Below are 19,137 nucleotides of genomic sequence, written 5' to 3'. Positions count from 1 at the left end.
AACAGGTTGTTGACAGTTGGTGCGGACCAGTAGCTACCAGGCGGTATTGTCTGTGCGGCAATCCCGCACGAGCATTTCGTTTTTCGATCGGACCCCCCCTCACATGAATCACGGCACCATGGCCCACCTCGACGGTTTCCAGTACGGGTGGGTGAACCCGGTCGTCGCGTATGCCATCGCATGCGTGGGCGCGGCCATCGGACTGCGGTGCACGGCCCGGGCCATGACGCTGCCGCCGAAGAAGCGGGCCGGCTGGCTGGCGCTGGCAGCCGGCGCGTTCGGGTGCGGAATCTGGTCGATGCACTTCATCGCGATGCTCGGATTCATGGTGGACGCCTCCACCCTGGTGTACGACATTCCGCTGACGCTGCTGAGCCTGCTGGTCGCGGTGGTGGTGGTCGGCCTCGGCATCGGCTACGTCGGCTACCGGGGCAGCGGTACCGGCACCCTGCTGGTCAGCGGCGTACTGACGGGTTGTGGCGTCGCGGTGATGCACTACCTCGGCATGGCCGCCATGCAGGTCGAGGGCGAGGTCTCCTACGACACCCTGCTGGTCGTCGCCTCGGTCGCGATCGCGATCGCCGCCGCCACCGCCGCATTGTGGATGGCACTGCACATCAAGGGCCTGACGGCGGCGCTCGGCGCGGCCCTGATCGCCGGCATCGCCGTGGTCGCGATGCACTACACCGCGATGGCCGCCGTCACCGTCACCCTGGACGGCCGCGCCGGCGGCACCGGCGTCCCGGCCTCGCAGTTCGCCCTGCCGGTGGCCGTCGGCATCGTGGTGGTCCTCGCCGTGGCCGGCCTGGCAATCGCCTTCTCCCCGCAGGACCCCGCCCCCGGCACCGGCCCGGCCGCCGAACCGATCCGCGTAGACCTCTTCGGCCGCGAGCGCCCCTGAGACGCGTTCCCACAGACGGGGTTGGCCTGCTCACCGACCTGACGGGGGCGGTGGTGGAACTCAGTCCGAAGTCGTCGACGGCGCGGGCGACTTGGCGCTGCCGGATGCGGCGGCGACGGCGGTCGGGCGGCCTGCGCCGAAGCGGCGCCGCGACGGCGGCGGTCACGCCCAGGGGCCGCCCTGCCTGTGCGAGTCCAGCGGAGGGGTGCGGCAGCCGGGCCGTTCGGAGGCGGAACAGGTGCGGGCCGCGAGTGGTTTTGCCGAGGATCCGCAGGGGATCCGGCGTGGCGGGTCAGGGCCTTCCAGCCCGCCCCCGCCGCCGGCCGGGGCTCGATCAGCCCCTCGGCCGCCAATGCGTGCAGAGCGGCCGCGACCGTGGCCCGGGCAAGTCCGTACGTCCCCGCGATGTCACTGTGTCCAAGTGGCGACAGGGCCCGGTGGTGGGCCGCTGGCTCGGGGCGGTGGTGGAACTCAGCCCGAAGTCGTCGACGGCGCGGGCGACTTGGCGCTGCCGGACGCGGTGGCGCCGGTGGCGTCGGCGGCGTGCAGGCGGGCCGTGGTGAAGTGGCGTTGGGCGTAGGCCGCGACGGTGGTGGCCGTGCCCAGGGCCAGCCAGCCGAGGGGGCCGGTGGAGAGGACGGCGCCGGTCAGGAGCAGGGGGCCGGCCGCCTTCTCGGTGGACTGGGCCATTCCGGCCACGCCGAGGTATTCGGGGCGGGCACGTTCCGGGGCCAGGGCCACCGAGAGCTCCCAGGACACCACCGAGCGGAGCAGTTCGGCGAAGGTCACCAGTACCGCCGCGGCCAGTAGCAGCGCCGAGGCGAGGACCGGACCGGTCCCGTGCGCCGCGGCCGCCGCCGCGCAGCAGCCGAGCACCGTGAATCCGTACATCGGCACCGCGCGCACCGCCTGGCGGGGTGTCCGGACGGCGGCCGAGACGCGGAGTTGGGCGGCCACGACCAGGACGGTGTTGATCGCCAGGAAGGCCGGGACGAGTGCGTGCGGGGCGTGGGTGGCGTGGATCAGCCACAGTGGCAGGCCGACGTTCAGGATCGCGTCGTCGATGGTCAGCGCGCAGTCCAGCGCGACGAACCGCAGGTAGCCGCCGTCCCGCCACGGGCTCGGCCGGGGCGTGCTGTCGGCGTCCGGCGCGGGTCGGGCGGACCCGGCGACCACCCGGCCCTCGTGCCGGGGCTCACGGATGCTCGCGACCAGGACGGCCGACAGCAGGAAGGAGAGGACGTCCGCGAGCAGCAGCGCCCGGTACGCGGCCGGGGTGCCGACCGCGAGGCCGATCGCGGCCAGGCCCGCGCCCGCCGCGTAGCCGGCGTTCATCGCCGTCCGGGACAGCGCCCGGTACACCGAACGCCGCTCGCCCGCCGCGTCGGTGGCGAACAGCATCTCCATCGCGCGCGCGGCCCGGTCACCCAGGGCGGTCAACGCCACCAGGCCCAGCAGCGCGCCGAACGACGAGCAGAGCAGCACCGCCGTGAGCGCCACCGCCCGCAGCAGGTGGCACCCGATCAGCACCGGCCGGCTCCCGAGGTTCGCGGCCAGCCGCCCGGCGAGCGGTGAGCCGGCGATCCCGGCCACCGCGGCGACGCCGAGCAGCAGCCCGACCTGTCCGGCCGTCAGCCGCTCCACCTCGGTGAAGTACAGCACGCAGGCTGCCGCCCACACCCCCGAGCCGGTCCGGTCGGTGAACACCGTCAGCAGCATGGTCCGCCCCGCCGCGCCCCCGGGCGGGTTGCGCAACTGGGCCAGCAACCCCGTCCCGCTGCCGCCCCCGCGTCCCGTACCCATCGCCGCCACCCCGTTCGCGCTGTCGTTCGTCCGTGCCGGGAGCACTCTGCCCCAAAAGTCTCTCGATATCAAGATGCTTGATATCGAGATGGTGGGGCGCGGGGCTTGCCGTGCCCGGGCTCGGCCAGGTGGAGATCCGGCGGTGCGGCACCGACTTCCACCACCCCGGAGGACGAGGACATGGCGATGACGGCCGAGTTCACCACCGAGCAGACGCACGGGTGCCCCGGGCCGCCAGGGCCCGGGGCACCGCACGCGGGGGGAGTCCCTACTCGGGCAGCAGGTTGTACTCGCTGAGCAGCTCGCCGATCTCCGAGGTCTCCAGCCGCTTGTTCAGCCGCTTGCGCAGCACCTGCGGGCCGGGCAGCGCCACCGGCTTGCCGTCGCGCAGGCGGCTCGCCGCGTTCAGCAGCGACCGCACGTCGTACGTCGAGTTGAACACCTCGGGGATGCCGCGCTCCACGCCGAGCAGGCGGTACGCGGCCTCCATGCCGGTGCGCACCGAGTACTCGGTGGTGAAGATGCAGTCCCGGTCGCCGGCCTCCGCGAACTGGCCGATGAAGGCGAAGTTCACCGCGCCCGGGGGCACCACGTCCGGCCGGTCACCGGCGTGACGGGGCATGAAGAACGAGGTCACGTACGGCATCATCACCGGCACGCACTTGGCCGCCTCCGCCGCCAGCTTGTCGATCTGCTCCACCGGCACACCCAGGTGGTACAGCCATTCGCGGGTGATCTCCTCGCCCGTGCACTCCTGCATCGGCTTCTTCACGTAGTCGCCGGGCACGTCCACGAACAGCGAGTACAGCCACACCACGATCTGGTCCTTCGGCTGCTGCTTGAAGTGCGGCTGCCGGTTCACCGTCCAGCTCAGCAGCCAGGACGAGTCGCGGGCGGTGACGATGCCGCCCGTCACCACCCGGCCCGAGAACGGGTCGCGCTTGCAGACCTTCTGGATGTACTCGGGGATCCGGTGGTCCAGCGTGGTCACCGTCGCCGACTCCCACTTGGTCTGCGCGACGTGCGCGCCGAACACGTCCGGACGGCCGAAGTCCTCGTGCTTGGCCGCGATCCGCCGCCACAGGTCCCAGGCCGGCGCCGGGCCCTCGTTGAGCTTCGCCGGGGTGTGCTGGTCGCCGTTGTCGGAGTTCTCGGTCAGCGAGCCGATGGTGGTGAACAGCAGGTCGTCTGCGGTCAGTTCGATCCCGCCCGGCTCACCGCCGGAGATCCAGTGCAGCGCCGTCGCCTGCTTCCGGCCGTCCGCGAAGGCGAAGTCGACGTCGGTGACCTCGGTGTCGTACTGGAACACCACGCCCTGGTCCGTCAGCCACTTCACCAGCGGCAGCACCAGCGACTCGTACTGGTTGTACTTGGTGAACTTCAGCGCCGAGAAGTCCGGCAGCCCGCCGATGTGGTGGACGAAACGGTGCAGGTAGAGCTTCATCTCCAGGGCCGAGTGCCACTGCTCGAAGGCGAACATGGTCCGCCAGTACAGCCAGAAGTTCGACGCCAGGAACTCCTCGCCGAACACCTCGTCGATCCGCTTGCCCTCCATCTCCTGACGCGTGGCCAGGAACACCTTCAGCAGGTCCCGCTGTGCCCGGTCGCCCAGCGCGAACAGGCCGTTGGTGCCGGCGTCACGGCCCTGCTGGTGGGTGACGCGCTGGAGGGAGAAGTTCGGGTCGTCCTTGTTCAGCCAGTAGAACTCGTCGAGGACGCTGGCCCCCTCGATCTCGATCGAGGGGACGGAGCGGAACAGGTCCCACAGGCACTCGAAGTGGTTCTCCATCTCACGGCCGCCGCGGACCACGAACCCGCGCTCCGGCTCCTTGATGCCGTCCAGTGCGCCGCCCGGAATCCTCTGCTGCTCCAGGATGGTGATCCGCTCGCCCGCCATCTGCCCGTCCCGGACCAGGAACGCCGCGCCCGCCAACGACGCCAGCCCCGAGCCCACGAACCACGCCCGCTTGCTGTCCACTCCCGCCGGCTTGCGGGGCCGGGCGAACGCCTCGTAGTTGCCGCTGCTGTAGTACATCGACGCAGTCCCTCCATCCGTTCCACGGACCGACCAAGATCGCCGGCCCCGGGTTCCACCCAACCCGTCCTTACATCCGTGCGCACGGCGGGTTGCGCTCATTGCGCCGGACGGGTGAATTTGGAGGCACCGAGGTTCCGGCGGACCTCGCACCGGGCACTGGCAGCCGCCGCAGCGCCGCCCAGGGCCGGAAACAGGCACACGTGGACAGGGGGACACCGTGACCGGACACCACGACCTCACCGAACCCATCGGCCAGTACCTGCGCCGGACCGCCCTCACCAGCAGCTACGGCGCCCTCTACTTCACCGACCGCAACGGCCACCCGTTCCACCTGCGCTCCGCCCAGCACCCCGACCGCTGGCAGCTGCCCGGCGGCGACACCCGACCCGGCGAAAGCCCTTGGCAGACCGCCCTGTTGAGAGCCCGTGAGCAGCTCGGACTCGACCCGGCCGGCGGGCGCCGACTGCTCGCCGTCCTGCACCACACCCCCACCACCGACCGGCCACTCGCCCGGACCGGCCACATCTTCGACGGCGGCACCCTCGACGACGACCAACTGCACCGCATCCGCCTCACCGCCGCACACACCGACTGGGCCGTTGACACCCTGTGGCGCTGGCGCAGCCGGATGCGACCCCAGGACCACCGCCGACTGATGCTCGTCGACCGCGCCCGCCGCGCCCGCACCACCCTGTACGCCGAAGACACCGACCCCGCCGCCGAAGCCTTCGAAGGCGTCCTCGTCCTGGTCACCACCCCCGGACGCGAGCGCGTGCTGCTCAACCTGCGCGACGACCACCCCGGCATCGCCTGGCCCGGCCACTGGGCCCCGATCGGCGGCTGGCGCGAAGGCCACGAGAGCGCCCACGACTGCGCCACCCGCGAGATCCGCGAAGAAGCCGGCATCACCGTCACCGCGCTGCGCCCGCTCGACGTGCCGCGCCACCCGCTGATCGCCGACACCACCGTCGTGCTGCACGCCGTCTACGACGGACCCGAAGGCGCCCTCGTCCTCGGCGAGGGCCAGGCCGTCCGGCTGGTGCCCCGGGAGGAGACACCCGCCCTGCGCACCCCGCCGTACCTGGCGCACTACCTGGCCCACCTCTGACGCTCCTGCACCTCCTCGACGACCGGGCGCTGAGAGGTGTTCATCCCCGTGGTGTTCTCCATGCCCCGGACTCCTGGCACACCGTCACGGACCGCTCGGTCGCGGTCTCCTTGGCAGATCAGGGAGTTGACGGCATGCCAATGGTAAGTATCCGGACGTTTGGTGTGATTGGTGTGGCCGAGTGGATAGGCTTGCCGGCAGCACGGCCGGAGCGGCCGATTCACCGAGGGGGAATCCACACCGAAATGTCGTACCTGCGCACCTTCCTGCCCTGGATCGTCTTCGCGGTGATCCCGTCCGCCCAGTGGCAGTGGGCCGCCCTGGCCGGCCTGGTCGTCGCCGCGGCCGTCATCCTTCAGCAGCGCAGGGCCGGCGCCGCCTACGACGCGCTGATCATCGAGCTCGGCTCCGCGCTGTTCTTCGCGGTGCTCGCCGCGATCGCCTTCGCCGACCCGCACTCCGGCGTCCGCGCCTACTCGGCGACGCTCTCCTCCGCGTGCCTCGCCGTCATCGCCGGCACCTCGCTGCTGATCGGCAAGCCGTTCACGCTCGGCATCGCCAAGCGCAGCACCCCGCCCGAGATCTGGCCGCTCAAGCCGTTCATCCGGGTCAACGTGGTGATCACCTCGGTGTGGACCGCCGCGTTCGCGGTCACCGCCGTCGTCCTGGGCCTGCTCGCCCACGCGGGCCACGGCCACTCGCTCGCCTCCCTGCTGGTCCAGATCGCCGGCTTCGTCGTGCCGATGGTGTTCACCGTCCGCTATGTGGCCCTGGTGCAGTCCCGCCGGCCCGACGCCCCGTCGGGTCAGCCGCAGTCCGGCCGGTAGCCGAGGGCAGGCAGCAGCCGCGACCACCCGTCACGGGGGCGCGGGGCGCGCGACACCGCGCGCCCCGCGCCCCCGCGGCATTCGGCGCCGGGTCTGGCCGACCCCGACCACGGCAAACCCGTTCGCGGCCGGGCATTGTCCTGCGCCCGGAATTCAAAAACCTCGCAAAGGGGCGGTACTGCAATCCACCTGAACAGCCAAGAACAGGGATGCCAACTTGAAAACTGTTGACACCGACGGAAGTTGAACCACTGCGCCGACAGGCGCCCCCACCTGCGCAGATCCGGTTCCTGATTTTTCCCTGAACCAGCTCCATTGACTGTTCATCAGCAGCTCTGCTTTGCTTCAGGCCGCAGACGGGCGACCGGCCCCGACGAAGCCCCGTCAATTCGACTGCTCGTCAATTCGATTGCTGCCACCCGGAAATGCGAATACCGCGTATTTCCGTGCGACGGCACTCGTTCCCGGTCGTGCCCCACCGTCCGCTCCGCCCCAGGTATATCGGCCGCACTGCGCCCCACCGAGGTCCGGGCGGCCGGAGCAGAGAGGCTCCCCACCCATGGGTATGACCCCCACCGCCCTGCGTTCGAGGATGGCGGCGCTGACCGCAGCCGCCTCGCTCGCGCTCGCCGCCGCCGGGCTCGCTGCCACCGCGGCCCCGGCGAACGCCGCCACCCCCCGGCCGGCCGCCGCGTCGGTCTCCGGCCAGGCGCACCACGGATCCGCCGGAACCGGCGGCATCTCCAACGAGTTCAACCCGTTCAGCCCGGCGCTCACCAACAGCACCATCCCGGGCATGAAGCAGTACGCCAAGCAGAAGCAGGAACGCATCGCGAACCAGCCGCAGGCCGCCGCCACCGGCCAGCAGACCCTCTCGTACGGCGGCGGCGTCGACGGCATCGGCGTGCAGAGCGGCCACTCCAAGGTCTACCTGGTGTTCTACGGCACCCAGTGGGGCAGCCAGGGCACCGACGCCAACGGCAACCTGACGTTCTCCAACGACACGGCGGGCGCCGCGCAGGCCGCGCAGAACATGTTCAAGGGCATCGGCACCAACGGCGAGACCTGGTCCGCCGACCTCACCCAGTGGTGCGACGGCCCGAACGTCGCCTCCGGGGCCGTCAGTTGCCCGGCGAACGCCGCGTTCATCCCCTACCAGAGCGGCGGCGTGCTCTCCGGCGTCTGGTACGACAACGCCGCGGCCTCCCCGGCCTCCGCCACCGGCCACCAGCTCGGCGTGGAGGCCGTCAACGCGGCCGCCCACTTCGGCAACACCACCGCCGCGGCCAACCGCGACGCCTACTACGTGGTCCTGTCGCCGAAGGGCACCAACCCGGACAACTACCAGAGCCCGACCCAGGGTTACTGCGCCTGGCACGACTGGAACGGCGACACCACCCTCACCGGCGGCGCGGTCAACTCCTCGTACGGCGACATCGCGTTCTCCAACCAGCCCTACAACATCGACATGGGCTCCTCCTGCGGCGTCGGCTTCGTCAACTCGCCCGGAACACTGGACGGCTGGACGATGACCCTCGGCCACGAGTGGCACGAGATGATGTCCGACCAGAACCCGGCCGGCGGCTGGACCAACCACGTCTCCGGCTCCTCGTACAACGGCCAGGAGAACTCCGACGAGTGCGCCTGGCTCCGGCCCGGCACCGCCGGCGGCGCCGCCAACGTCAGCTTCGGCTCCTACGGCACCTTCGCCGAGCAGGCCAGCTGGTCCAACGACACCAACTCCTGCGCCATCACGCACGCCATCCTCACCCACGGCGGCGCCAACACCGTCACCGTGACCAACCCCGGCAGCCAGAGCGGCACCGTCGGCACCGCCGCCAGCCTGCAGATCCACGCCACCGACTCGGCGTCCGGCCAGAGCCTGACCTACGCGGCCACCGGCCTGCCGGCCGGCCTGTCGATCAACTCCTCGACCGGCCTGATCTCCGGCACCCCGACCGCCGCGGGCACCTCCTCCGTCACGGTCACCGCCACCGACACGACCGGCTCGGCCGGCTCCGCCTCCTTCAGCTGGACCGAGGCCGGCACCGGCGGAGGCACCTGCACCGCCGCGCAGCTGCTCGGCAACCCCGGCTTCGAGACCGGCACCGCCGCCCCGTGGACCACCACCACCGGCGTGCTCGACAACTCCACCTCGCAGGCCGCGCACAGCGGTTCCTGGAAGGCCTGGATGAACGGCTACGGCTCCGCCCACACCGACACCGTCTCCCAGACGGTGACCATCCCGGCCGGCTGCAAGGCCACCTTCAGCTTCTGGCTGCACATCGACACCGCCGAGACCGGCACCACCGCCTACGACAAGCTGACCGTCCAGGCCAACTCCACCACCCTGGCGACCTACTCCAACGTGAACGCCGCCACCGGCTACGTGCAGAAGTCCTTCGACCTGTCGGCCTACGCGGGCCAGAGCGTCACCCTGAAGTTCACCGGCACCGAGGACTCCTCCCTGCAGACCAGCTTCGTGATCGACGACACCGCGCTCAACGTCTCCTGACGCGGCACCAGCCTCCCCCAGGGGGCGCCGGGGCGGACCCACCACGGGCCCGCCCCGGCGCCGTCGCACCAGGGCCCGCCCCAAGGGATCCGACCGGACCCCCGCCGCGTCCCATCCCCGTACACCCGCCGGCCCGACCCGTTCCGAGAGACGGAGCCATGACACCGAATCCGTTCAAGACCGCCGCCGCCGCCCTGCTCGCCCTCGCCGCACTGAGCGGCTGCGGATCGACGACGACCACCGCAAGCCCCGCCGCGCACCCCGCGCCCGGCCCCGTCGTACTGGACGAATCCGCCGACCGCACCCACATCACCGTCGCGCCCGGCACCACCATCCGCACCGAACTCCACAGCACCTACTGGTCGCCCGCCACCAGCACCGACCCCGGCCTGCTCGCCCCCACCGGGCAGCCCGCCACCACCGCCGCGCCCTCCTGCCGCCCCGGCAGCGGCTGCGGCACCGTCACCACCGCCTTCACCGCCCGCACCGCCGGCACCGTCCGCCTGACCGCCCACCGCAGCAGCTGCGGCGAGGCCAAGCCCTGCCCGCCCGGCCAGCAGGACTTCACCGTCGACGTGGACATCACCCGCTGACGGACTCGCATGTCCACCGGCGCACTGTCCTGGGTACTCAGCGCCTACGTGCTCGGCTACGGCGGCTTCATGCTGCTCGGCGGCCGAGCGGCCGACCTGCTGGGCCGGCGCCGGATGTTCCTGCTCTGGCTCGGCGTCTTCGTGCTCTTCTCCGGCCTCGGCGGCCTGGCCACCGAAGGCTGGATGCTGATCCTGGCCCGCTTCGTCACCGGCCTGTCCGCGGCCTTATGACCCCCGCCGGACTGTCCGTCATCACCACCGCCTTCACCGAAGGCCCACGCCGCAACCGGGCCCTGCTGATCTACGCCGGCACCGCCGCCGCCGGATTCTCGCTCGGCCTGGTGGCCGGCGGCCTGCTGACGGCGATCGGCCGGCGCTGGGTGTTCTTCGCCCCGTCCTGCCGGCCGCCGTCCTGCTCGCCGCCGCCACCGTGCTGATCCCGCGTCAGACCGCGCCACAGCGCACCCCAGACGGCCGGTTCGACCTCGCCGGGGCGATCACCGCGACCGCGGCGATGCTGCTGCTGGTCTACGGCGTGGTCCGGCTCGGCGAGACGGGCACCCGCCCCGCCACCACGGCCGCCGTCCTGGCCGGCGGCCTCGCGCTGCTCACCGCCTTCGTCCGGATCGAACGCCGCTCACCCGCACCACTGGTCCGGCCGGGCCTGCTGCGCACCGGCACCCTCCTGCGGGCCAACCTCGGCGCCCTGCTGTTCGCCGGATCGTTCTTCGGCGTCCAGTTCGTCGTCACCCTCTACCTCCAGGACCTGCGCGGCTGGTCCCCGCCGCAGACCGGCCTCGCCCTGCTGGCCGTCGGCGTGGACTCGGTGCTGGCACCGACCCTCACCCCCAAACTGGTCGACCGCTTCGGCCACCCCCGGGTGATCCTCGGCGGCTTCCTGCCGGCCGCGCTCTCCTACGGCCTGTTCCTCCCGGTCGGCGCCGACTGGACGTACCCGATGATGTTCCCGACCATGCTGCTCACCGGCCTCGCCTTCGCCCTCGCGTACGGGCCGCTGACCATCGCCGCCACCGACGGTGTCGCCGAGGACGAACAGGGCCTGGCCGGCGGGCTGCTCAACACCGCCTTCCAGTTCGGCGCGGCGCTCGGCCTCTCGGCGGTCACCACCGTGAACCTGGCGGCGCTCGGCTCCCGGCGCGACCCCGTTGGAGGTGTTCCGCACGGCGCTGCTGGTGCCGGTCGCGGCGACGGTGCTCGGCGCCCTGGTCGCCGCCACCGGCGCGGTGCGCGGGCGGGCCTGAGATCCCCGGGGCCCCGGCGGGTTGCGGCCCGCCGGGGCCCGACGGCCTCTCAGAAGACCGGATCGACGGGGGCGAGGGTGCCGAGCCGGTCCTCGATGTGCTGGGCGGCCGCGAGGCAGAGGTCCTCACGGAACGGCCGGCCGATGAGCTGGACGCCCGTCGGCAGACCCTCGCCCACACCGGTGGGCATCGCCACCGCCGGGACGCCGACGAAACTGGTCACCGAGCTCAGCGCCATCGCGGCCGCGACCCGGTCCCGCCCCGCCTGGTCGCGCGACTCCAGGCCGGGCTCGACCGGTGGCTCGGTGAAGACCGGGCCGAGCAGCAGCGGGTACTGCTCCATGAACTCCGCCCAGGAACGGCGGATGTTCGTCCAGGTGCCCAGCAGGGCGATCAGCCCGGCGGCATCGACCGGCGGCACCTTGTTCATGGCGAAACCGATGTAGCGGTCGCCGCCCTCACCGAGCACCTGCCGGACGGCCGGCCAGGCGGGCGCGAACTCGGTGTTGGTGAGCTGCTGGTAGGCCTCGAACGCCTCGACCGTCCGGGGCGCGTCCGGCACCTCACGCACGTCGTACCCCGCCTCCGCCAGCGCCCCGGCGGCCCGCTCGATCGCGCGGCGGACGGTCGGGTGGACGCCGAGCCCGCCGGGATCGGTGACCACGGCGACCTTCGGCGGCCCGTCGAGCGGACGGCCGTACAGCGGCGCGGGAACGGTGCGCGGATCGCGCGGGTCGGGCCCGGCCAGCGCCTCGAAGGCGACCCGCAGGTCGGCCACCGTCCGGGCCAACGGGCCGTCGTGGACCAGCAGTTGGGAGGCCGGCCCGGGATCGTCCGGGCCCAGCATGCGCTGGTCGGCGGCGAACCGCCCCGCGCTCGGCTTGAGCGCCGCGACGCCGCAGAACACGGCCGGGATGCGGACCGAGCCGCCGGAGTCGTTGCCGAGCCCGAGCGCGGCCATCCCGGTGGCCACCGCCACCCCGTCCCCGCCGCTGGTGCCGCCGGGCGTGCGCCCCGGGTCCCACGGGTTGAGGGTCTCGCCGTACAGCTCACTGCGGGGATGCATGCCGGACAGGATCAGCGTCGGCATGTTGCTGTGGCCGAGCGGGATGGCCCCGGCCGCGCGCAGCCGAGCCACCGAGATCGCGTCCTCGGGGGCGACCAGGTGGGCGAAGCGCGGAGTGCCGAAGGTGGTCGCGACCCCCTCGATCCGGATGCACTCCTTGACCGTGAACGGCACCCCGGCCAGCGGGCCGAGCTCCTCCCCGGCGGCGCGGCGCCGGTCGAGCAGGCGGGCCCCGGCACGGGCCCGGTCGGCGAGCAGCTGGGTGACGGCGTTGACCCGCGGATTCACCTCGGATCCGGTCGAGATGGGCATCCATCACATCGAGCGCGGACGCCTCGCCGCTGCGGACGGCAGTGGCGAGAGCGGTGGCGGAAAGCTTCCACATGGATCCGGTCCTCCTGGGCCTTCGAGATGCTCCAAGGGTTTTTCCGATGCGGTTGCATCGGAACCGAGCCGCACTCTAGCCCGTGAACCGATACACTCGCATCGAATAAAATCGACGGGAGGCCGCAGCCGATGCCCAAACAGGTGGACCACGAGGAACGCCGCCGTCAGATCGCCGACGCCGTCTGCGCCCTGATCGACGAACAGGGCCTCGAAGCCGTCACCCTCCGCGATGTCGCCGCCCGCGCCCAGGTCTCCATGGGCGCCGTCCAGCGCTGCTTCCGCACCAAGGACGAGATGCTGCACTTCGCCCTCGCCCACATCGGCCACCAGGTCACCGCACGGGCCCACGCCCGCCTGCGCGCCGCCCCCGCCCAGTCCCCGGCCAGCACCGTCGGCCACCTCGCCCGCGAACTCGCCCTGCTCCAGACCCAGCACCGCGCCCAGGCCCGCACCTGGATCGCCTTCCTCGCCGCCGCCGCCGTCAACCCCGCCCTCGCCGCCGGCCTGCGCACCAGCTACACCGACCTGGAAACCCTGCTCACCGGGCTCATCGCCGCCGCCGGCGACCTCCCCGACCCCACCCACGAGGCCCGCACCCTCCTCGCCCTCACCGACGGCCTCACCGCGCACGTCCTGATCGGCCACCGCACCCCCGAAGAAGCCGAACACCTGCTGCACACCCAGCTGTCCCGCCTCTGGGGTGAGTGACACCAAATCCCCGCCACCGCACCGCCGTTGCGGAAAACCCGGTGACACCGGCGCGCCCGCCCCGGACACTGTCCGGGGACCCGAGACCCCTCCTCCGTCGAAAGGCGCCACCATGGCACTCGCCAGGAAAGGCACCCGCCGCATCGTCGTCGACGGCACCGCATACCGCTGGCACGCCAGTCGGCGACACCTGTGCTGCGACTACGAAGGCGGCACCCTCGGCTACGTCGCCGAGGACGCGGCCCACCCCGGAACCACCCTCGTCGTCGAAACCGGCCGCCGGGCCCGCCTCCACCCCGACCTCACCCCCGCCGACCTGATCCTGCCGCGCGAAGTCGCCCACGGCATCCGCACCGCCCGCGCCCAGGGCTGGAACCCCACGGCGAACGGCTCGCCGTTCACGCTGCACCTCTCCGGCGCCGGGGCCGCCGAGACCACCGAGGCGGACCAGGGTTCCTGAATCACCGTCGGAGCCGGCCCGGCTCCCGCCCCGGAACGCGCATCGACCCGCGGTCGCCCGGCCGAGGCCGTGACACGCGGGTCGATGTGTGTGTGATGCCGGGCCACCTGGCCCGAGGCCAGCCTTTAGAAGTGGGCGCCGGCCTCGGTGAAGGAGCCGAAGACGCCGTCGTCGCCCGCCCAGATCCAGCGGGTGCCGTGCTCGACCCCGTCCGGGCCGACGACGGAGAAGCTCTCCGCGAGGCCGGCACCCTCCTCGTTGGCGACGAACTGGGACTGCCCCCAGTGGGCGGACGGGCCTTCGTGCTCTTCGTGGCCTTCGTGGGCGGAGGCGAGCCCGGCGCAGCCGATCACGAGGGGGACGGCGATGGCACCGGCGGCCAGGACACGCTTGAGAGAACGCATGAAGATCTCCTCCGAGAACTTGGGTCGGTGGCGGGGCACGCTGGTGGCCCTGCCGATTCCAGAACGACATGGGGCGCAGGGGGCCGCAAGGCGACGGTGCGCCCATGTGGTCGCCACGGAGAGTCACTGGGCCCGGTGCTCGCAAGGGGAGTGGCGGATCGAAGGTTCACCCCTGGGTGCTCGCCCGGGTGGCGCAGAGTCCCGCTCCTCCGGGGCACCGTCAGGGGCGCTCTCCAGTAGATGTTCTGACGCCGGGACAGACTTCGTTCCGGACGAGCTGACACCAGGTCAGGGTGTCGGCGGACCCCGCGCCCCCCGGTTCGCGCATCTGAGCGATTCGACAGGTCCACTGATAGTACAAACTGATAACTGCTGGTAGTGGCTGCACATAGTCAAGGGCATGACGAGACTTTTCCGCGGACCGGGGCGGCTCAGATCCCGAACGGCCCGCTTCATCAGCGCCGCAGCCACTCTCGGCCTGGTCGGCGCGGGCCTGAGCGCCTCCTGGGGTGCCGAGGCCGCAGCACCGGCCCACCACCGGGCCGCGGCGCCGGAGCGTGTCCGAGCCATCGGTTCTCCCCTGTTGCAGGAGGACTTCACCGGCGCGACCGCGGACCCGAGATTCGTCGCCGTCGGCGCGGCGTGCCTGACGGGCGCGCCGGTCTCGGCCCTCGGGCCGGACGGCCGCCCGCTGGGCGGCTGCCCGATCCCGCAGACGGGCCCGGTCCCGCCGCTGGACAGCTCGCCGTTCGGCTACCTGCGGATCACCGACGCCAGCAACGACCAGAACGGCGCGGTGCTCTTCGACCAGGCGCTCCCGGCCAGCGCCGGTCTGGAGGTGACCTTCGACCAGTGGCAGTACGGCAGCACCACGCCCGCCACCCCGGCCGACGGCATCGCGTTCTTCCTGGTCAACGGTGACGTCACGCTCACCCACCCCGGCGCGTTCGGCGGCAGCCTCGGCTACGCGCAGAAGCTGCCCGACGACAACCCGAACCTGACCTTCCTGCCCGGCGTCGACAGCGGCTACCTCGGCGTCGGGCTCGACGTGCTCGGCAATTACTTCGGCGACTGGGAGCACCGGGGCAACGGTTGCCCGCCCGGCCAGCGTTCCCCGGCCGGCACCGCCTTCCGCATCCCCGCGCCGGGACCCAACATGGTCACCGTCCGAGGCCCCGGCGACGGCCTGGAAGGCTACTGCTTCCTGACCGCGACGACGAGCAACTTCTCGACCAGCGGCCCGTGGCCGTCCACCCTGCCCGGCCAGTTGCAGGGCCCGCTGACGTCCCTGCCGCCGGATGTGACACCGTCTCAGGCCCAGACGCTGCTGGAGCCGTCCCGCCGCCGGGTGCACGTCCAGCTGACCCCGGCGCCGTCCCCGGTCCTCAGCATCGGCGTCGACTTCAACGACGGCACGGGCGAGCACCAGGTGCTGAGCACCCCCGCGCCGCAACCCGTCCCCTCGACCTACAAGTTCGGCTTCGCCGGCTCCACGGGCCTGTTCACCGACGTGCACCTGATCCGCAACGTGGTGATCAACACCTCCGTGGCGCTGCCCGAACTCAACCTGGTCAAGCAGGCCCACCGGCCGCTGCCCGCCGATCTGACGGTCGGCACCCCGGTCCAGTACGACTTCGTCGTCACCAACTCCGGCAACGTCCCGGTCGCCAACCTGGCGGTCGACGACCCGAAGGTGGGCCCGATCACCTGCCCGGTCAGCACGCTGCAGGTGGGCGAGACAGTCACCTGCACCGCCACCTACCTGGTCACGGCCGCCGACGCGGCCGCCGGCCACGTCGCCAACACCGCGCAGGCCCACGGAACCACCCCCGGCGGCCCGGTGACATCGCCACCGGCCTCCGAGGACATCCCGGTGGTGGCGCCGCCGGGCATCGACATCACCAAGCAGGTGGACCTCCCCGGCCCGTTCCACGTCGGTGACACCGTCCCCTACACGTACGTCGTCAGCAACACAGGCGGTACCGAGATCACGGACGTCCACGTGCAGGACGACCGGATCACCAACATCACCTGCGACGCCACCACCCTCGCCCCCCGCGGCAGCCCCGGCGACACCACCAAGTGCCACGGCACCTACGTGGTCACCCCGGAAGACGCGGACCTGGGAGAAGCGACCAACCACGCGACCGCGTCCGGCACAGCCAACGGCCAGCCGGTCAACTCCCCGGAGACACAGGCGACAATCACCGTCATCGGCCCCTCCTCGATCTCCCTGGCGAAGGAAGCGGACACCGCGGGCCCCGTCCACGTCGGCGACACCGTGCACTACACGTACACCGTGACGAACACCGGCCAGACCGTCCTCGACAAGGTCTTCGTCACCGACGACCACTCGACGAACGTCTTCTGCGACACCACCGTCCTCAACCCCGGCCGGAGCACCCTCTGCCACGGCACCTACCTCGTCACCGACGCCGACCTGGCACTCGGCCACCTCACCAACAGAGCCCAGGCCGTAGGCACCGACCCGCTGGGCGACGAGGTCGTCAGCCCCCCGGCTGAAGTGACCCTGCCCGTCGTGGGCATCGCCGAGCTCGGCATCGAGAAAATCGCCGACAGCCCCGGCCCGTTCCACCTGGGCGACACCATCAACTACACGTACACGGTGACCAACACGGGCACCGCAATTGTGCACAACCTCAAGGTCGTTGACGACCACGTCCCGTTCGTGACCTGCGACGCGACGACGTTGAACCCGGGCGAGAGCACGCTCTGCCACGGTAGTTACGTCGTGACGGCGGCGGATGTGCAGGCCGGTCACGTGACCAACACGGCCCACGCGAACGGCACCGACCCCGAGGGCCAGGAAGTGCAGAGCCCGCCGATCGACGCGACCGTCCCCGTGGTGGGTGAGGCGCTGCTGATCATCCAGAAGACGGCTGACAGCGCCGGCCCGTTCCACCTGGGTGACACGGTTTCGTACACCTACACGGTGACCAACACCGGTACGGCGGCGGTGCACAACCTCACGGTCGCGGACGACCATGTCGCCCCGGTGACGTGCGACGCGACGACGCTGAACCCCGGTCAGAGCACGCTCTGCCACGGCACCTACGTCATCACCGCAGCCGACGTTCAGACCGGTCACGTCACCAACACGGCCCACGCGAACGGCACCGACCCCGAGGGGCAGCCGGTGCAGAGTCCGCCCGGTCAGGCGACCGTCCCGGTGGTCGGCGTCGCGGGGCTGGCCATTGAGAAGACGGCGGCCAGCGCCGGCCCGTTCCACCTGGGCGACACGGTTTCGTACACGTACACGGTGACCAACACCGGTACCGCCGCGGTGAACAACCTGTCTGTCGCGGACGATCACGTTGCTGTGGTGACGTGTGGCGTGACGACGCTGAACCCCGGTCAGAGCACGCTCTGCCACGGCACCTACATCGTGACGGCGGCGGATGTACGGGCCGGTCACGTGACCAACAGGGCTCATGCGGAGGGTACGGATCCCGAAGGCCAGACGGTGCAGAGCCCGCCCGGTGAGGCGACCGTTCCGGTCCTGGGCAAGGCGCTGCTGGTCATCGAGAAGGCGGCGGACTCCGCAGGTCCGTTCCATGCGGGTGACACGGTCTCCTACACGTACACGGTGACCAACACGGGCACGGCGGCGGTGCACAACCTGGCCGTGACGGACGATCACATCGCCTCGGTGACGTGCGATTCCACGACCTTGAACCCCGGTGCGAGCACGCTCTGCCACGGCAGCTACATCATCACCGCCGCCGATGTTCTGGCCGGTCACGTGACCAACACGGCTCACGCTCACGGCACCGACCCCGAGGGCCAGGACGTCCAGAGTCCGCCCGGTGAGGCCACGATCAACATCGCGGGTGACGCCGTGCTGACCCTTCAGAAGGTGGCCGATTCCGCGGGCCCGTTCCGTGTCGGTGACACGGTGGCGTACACGTACACCGTGACCAACGCGGGTACCGCTCCCTTGCACGACCTGGACGTGAGTGACGACCTCATCGGGTCGGTGACGTGCGACAGGACGACGCTGCCCGCCGGGGAAAGCACCCTCTGCCACGGCAGCTACGTCATCACGGCGGCGGATGTGCAAGCCGGCCACGTGACCAACACCGCTGTCGCGAGCGGCCTCGACCCCGAGGACCGGCCGGTGGTGAGTCCTCCCGGTGAGGCCACTGTCCCGGTGGTGGGAGAGGCACTGCTGTCGATCGAGAAGACGGCGGATTCCGCCGGCCCGTTCCATGCCGGTGACACCGTTGCTTACACGTACACCGTGACCAACACCGGTACGGCGACTGTGAACAACCTGACCGTCGCGGACGATCACGTTGCTGTGGTGAAGTGCGACGCGACGACGCTGAACCCGGGCCAGAGCACGCTCTGCCACGGTACGTACCTCGTCACGGCGGCGGATGCGCAGGCCGGTCACGTGACGAACACGGCTCACGCGGAGGGTACGGACCCGCAGGGTCAGACGGTGGTGAGTCCGCCGGCCGAGGCGACCGTCCCCGCTCTGGGGGAGGGGCAGCTGACTATTGAGAAGGTGGCGGATTCTGCTGGTCCGTTCCGTGTGGGTGACACGGTGGCGTACACGTACACGGTGACCAATACGGGGACGGCTGTTGTTCACAACGTGACGGTCGCGGACGACCATGTGGCGTCGGTGACGTGTGACGCGACGACGTTGAACCCGGGTGTGAGCACGCTGTGCCACGGCAGTTATGTGATCACTGCCGCGGATGTGCAGGCCGGTCACGTGACGAACACGGCTCACGCGCGTGGCGCCGACCCGGAGGGTCAGCCGGTGCAGAGCCCGCCGGCCGAGGCGACGGTTCCGGTGGTGGGTGAGGCCCGGTTGTCGATCGAGAAGGTGGCGGATTCTGCTGGTCCGTTCCGTGTGGGTGACACGGTGGCGTACACGTACACCGTCACCAACACGGGGACGGCCGTTGTTCACAACGTGACGGTCGCGGACGACCACGTGGCGTCGGTGACGTGTGACGCGACGACGTTGAACCCGGGTGTGAGCACGCTGTGCCACGGCAGTTATGTGATCACTGCCGCGGATGTGCAGGCC

Annotated in this window: 11 protein-coding genes and 2 pseudogenes; 9 read left to right on the top strand and 4 right to left on the bottom strand. The window is 71.3% G+C overall.

Annotated features, from left to right (window positions below; all coding sequences use genetic code 11):
- Window positions 1–103: 103 nt before the first annotated feature.
- Window positions 104–901, top strand: a complete 798-nt coding sequence (locus tag ACZ6R9_RS31445; RefSeq protein ID WP_465541993.1) for an MHYT domain-containing protein — start codon at window positions 104–106, stop codon at window positions 899–901.
- Window positions 902–1,372: 471 nt separating this feature from the next.
- On the opposite strand, the gene ACZ6R9_RS31440 is transcribed toward ACZ6R9_RS31445, so the two are convergent.
- Together ACZ6R9_RS31440 and ACZ6R9_RS31435 are read right to left on the bottom strand one after the other, a co-directional pair.
- Window positions 1,373–2,704 carry an MFS transporter gene (locus ACZ6R9_RS31440; RefSeq protein WP_465541991.1) on the bottom strand — a complete coding sequence of 444 codons (1,332 nt, stop codon included), beginning with the start codon at window positions 2,702–2,704 and terminating at the stop codon, window positions 1,373–1,375.
- A gap of 268 nt (window positions 2,705–2,972) precedes the next feature.
- Window positions 2,973–4,739: an oleate hydratase gene (locus ACZ6R9_RS31435; protein WP_380487665.1), complete on the bottom strand. Its 1,767-nt coding sequence runs from the start codon at window positions 4,737–4,739 to the stop codon at window positions 2,973–2,975.
- Window positions 4,740–4,959: 220 nt separating this feature from the next.
- Here ACZ6R9_RS31435 and ACZ6R9_RS31430 point away from each other — a divergent pair, with 220 nt between their 5' ends.
- From ACZ6R9_RS31430 to ACZ6R9_RS31410, 5 genes and pseudogenes are all read left to right on the top strand, one after another.
- Window positions 4,960–5,850, top strand: coding sequence for an NUDIX domain-containing protein (locus tag ACZ6R9_RS31430; RefSeq protein WP_380487667.1), 891 nt, complete (start codon window positions 4,960–4,962; stop codon window positions 5,848–5,850).
- Window positions 5,851–6,095: 245 nt separating this feature from the next.
- The gene (locus tag ACZ6R9_RS31425) at window positions 6,096–6,677 is read left to right on the top strand and encodes a hypothetical protein (RefSeq protein ID WP_380487669.1); all 582 of its coding nucleotides are present in this window, start codon (window positions 6,096–6,098) and stop codon (window positions 6,675–6,677) included.
- A 559-nt stretch (window positions 6,678–7,236) separates the two neighbouring features.
- Complete coding sequence (locus ACZ6R9_RS31420; RefSeq protein WP_380488764.1) at window positions 7,237–9,192, top strand: putative Ig domain-containing protein; 1,956 nt, start codon at window positions 7,237–7,239, stop codon at window positions 9,190–9,192.
- Between the two features lie 158 nt (window positions 9,193–9,350).
- Window positions 9,351–9,785, top strand: a complete 435-nt coding sequence (locus ACZ6R9_RS31415) for a hypothetical protein (protein WP_380488763.1) — start codon at window positions 9,351–9,353, stop codon at window positions 9,783–9,785.
- A gap of 9 nt (window positions 9,786–9,794) precedes the next feature.
- A pseudogene (locus ACZ6R9_RS31410) lies at window positions 9,795–11,047 on the top strand (MFS transporter); the annotation flags it as partial.
- Between the two features lie 49 nt (window positions 11,048–11,096).
- Here the strand turns inward: ACZ6R9_RS31410 and ACZ6R9_RS31405 are convergent.
- Window positions 11,097–12,498: pseudogene (locus ACZ6R9_RS31405) on the bottom strand (amidase).
- A gap of 131 nt (window positions 12,499–12,629) precedes the next feature.
- Here ACZ6R9_RS31405 and ACZ6R9_RS31400 point away from each other — a divergent pair.
- Together ACZ6R9_RS31400 and ACZ6R9_RS31395 are read left to right on the top strand one after the other, a co-directional pair.
- Entirely contained in the window at window positions 12,630–13,208 is a 579-nt protein-coding gene (locus tag ACZ6R9_RS31400) for a TetR/AcrR family transcriptional regulator (protein ID WP_465541988.1), read from the top strand.
- Window positions 13,209–13,320: 112 nt separating this feature from the next.
- The gene (locus ACZ6R9_RS31395; protein WP_380488760.1) at window positions 13,321–13,668 is read left to right on the top strand and encodes a hypothetical protein; all 348 of its coding nucleotides are present in this window, start codon (window positions 13,321–13,323) and stop codon (window positions 13,666–13,668) included.
- A gap of 125 nt (window positions 13,669–13,793) precedes the next feature.
- On the opposite strand, the gene ACZ6R9_RS31390 is transcribed toward ACZ6R9_RS31395, so the two are convergent.
- Complete coding sequence (locus tag ACZ6R9_RS31390) at window positions 13,794–14,072, bottom strand: hypothetical protein (RefSeq protein ID WP_380488759.1); 279 nt, start codon at window positions 14,070–14,072, stop codon at window positions 13,794–13,796.
- 400 nt (window positions 14,073–14,472) lie between these two features.
- On the opposite strand from ACZ6R9_RS31390, the gene ACZ6R9_RS31385 reads away from it, so the two are divergent.
- A partial coding sequence (locus tag ACZ6R9_RS31385) for a DUF7507 domain-containing protein (RefSeq protein WP_465541985.1) occupies window positions 14,473–19,137 on the top strand: 4,665 nt, incomplete at its 3' end.

It is taken from the genome of Kitasatospora sp. NPDC048662 (assembly GCF_055587065.1).
Note: the sequence above shows the minus strand (reverse complement) of the source record. Positions and strands in the feature narration are given on the sequence as shown.

Bases quoted from the DNA above. Each gene is read 5' to 3' on its own strand.
- ACZ6R9_RS31445 (WP_465541993.1), top strand. From the start codon at position 104: ATGAATCACGGCACCATGGCCCACCTCGACGGTTTCCAGTACGGGTGG.
- ACZ6R9_RS31440 (WP_465541991.1), bottom strand. From the start codon at position 2,704: ATGGGTACGGGACGCGGGGGCGGCAGCGGGACGGGGTTGCTGGCCCAG.
- ACZ6R9_RS31435 (WP_380487665.1), bottom strand. From the start codon at position 4,739: ATGTACTACAGCAGCGGCAACTACGAGGCGTTCGCCCGGCCCCGCAAG.
- ACZ6R9_RS31425 (WP_380487669.1), top strand. From the start codon at position 6,096: ATGTCGTACCTGCGCACCTTCCTGCCCTGGATCGTCTTCGCGGTGATC.
- ACZ6R9_RS31420 (WP_380488764.1), top strand. From the start codon at position 7,237: ATGGGTATGACCCCCACCGCCCTGCGTTCGAGGATGGCGGCGCTGACC.
- ACZ6R9_RS31415 (WP_380488763.1), top strand. From the start codon at position 9,351: ATGACACCGAATCCGTTCAAGACCGCCGCCGCCGCCCTGCTCGCCCTC.
- ACZ6R9_RS31400 (WP_465541988.1), top strand. From the start codon at position 12,630: ATGCCCAAACAGGTGGACCACGAGGAACGCCGCCGTCAGATCGCCGAC.
- ACZ6R9_RS31395 (WP_380488760.1), top strand. From the start codon at position 13,321: ATGGCACTCGCCAGGAAAGGCACCCGCCGCATCGTCGTCGACGGCACC.
- ACZ6R9_RS31390 (WP_380488759.1), bottom strand. From the start codon at position 14,072: ATGCGTTCTCTCAAGCGTGTCCTGGCCGCCGGTGCCATCGCCGTCCCC.